The organism is Synechococcus sp. R55.8, from assembly GCF_047461895.1.
Lineage (GTDB): Bacteria > Cyanobacteriota > Cyanobacteriia > Thermostichales > Thermostichaceae > Thermostichus.
Window position 1 is genome coordinate 1 of record NZ_JANSIB010000186.1, and the last position, 945, is coordinate 945.

A 945-nucleotide genomic window follows, 5' to 3' on the forward strand; every position below is an offset into this window, starting at 1 on the left:
GGGCGACCTGCTGGCAACCTAGCTCGGTGCCAGGCCCACCACCCTAACCCAATCAAGAGGAACCCAATCAATAGGGGGGTTGGCTTCCGTCAAGCCTCTCTACCTGAAAGCTGACACCATTGGGTGAAGGCAAGCTAGTGAGGTAACAGTTTTGTCGACCATTAGCTTGCCATGTTACCTGCTCTACACCAGTTGGCTCGTTCTGCCAGAGCGGTCTTCGTGTACGGCATGGGAGAGGGGGGGATGTAATCCAACTTCACGATCCCTATTCGTAGTTACTCTTGGCATCTATCGACATCTAGCAGCAGCAGTGAGCTTGCAGTCGGGGTTACGAGGGATCCTCAGCCCACAGGTGATCGACGAACCGAGGGGAGTGGGAGAATCCCTGGCGGACACGGAGGCTTTGATCCAGGTTTGGCATGGACGCGGGGAGGGGCAAATTTACATCTGGGTCAGGTTCCATGCTCCTTATTCTGGCCATCCTGAGAGTTTTGTCCAGGGATCCGCTCTAGCCCAAAGGTATGGAGTGGGGCCGCATACCCACTTGGCGGAAACTCGCCGGGGAGTGGAAACTCTACAGGCTCGCTATGGATTGACCCCGGTGCAGTGTTTGAAACGCTGGGGATCCCTGAGTGCTCAGACCTTGGCCGCCCACTGTGTGCATGTGGGGGCTGAAGAAATCGAATCGAGGAGATGCGGTTGGCGGTGTTTCTGCAGCGGTTGGGATCGGGGGATGGAGCTGCTCTGCCGGCGCAACAGGCTTTGTGGATGGCTACACAAGGCAGTGCCGCCTGTCTGGGTCTGGAAGGGGAAATCGGCAGCTTGGAGGTGGGCAAAAAAGCGGATTTGATCTTGCTGGATTTGCGCGTGGGCACCGCTAACCGCTATGCCAAAAAGCTCGCCACCTGCTTGTGAGAACCTGTGGGCTGCATTTTGACCGTGACT

1 protein-coding gene and 1 pseudogene are annotated in these 945 nt (G+C 56.9%); both read left to right on the plus strand.

Translation table 11 applies throughout. The features are described from left to right. Positions 1 to 166 precede the first annotated feature (166 nt). A pseudogene (locus NW829_RS12270) lies at positions 167 to 672 on the plus strand (amidohydrolase family protein); the annotation flags it as partial. 21 nt (positions 673 to 693) lie between these two features. Then, positions 694 to 915: an amidohydrolase family protein gene (locus NW829_RS12275; RefSeq protein WP_041436618.1), complete on the plus strand. Its 222-nt coding sequence runs from the start codon at positions 694 to 696 to the stop codon at positions 913 to 915. Positions 916 to 945 lie beyond the last annotated feature (30 nt).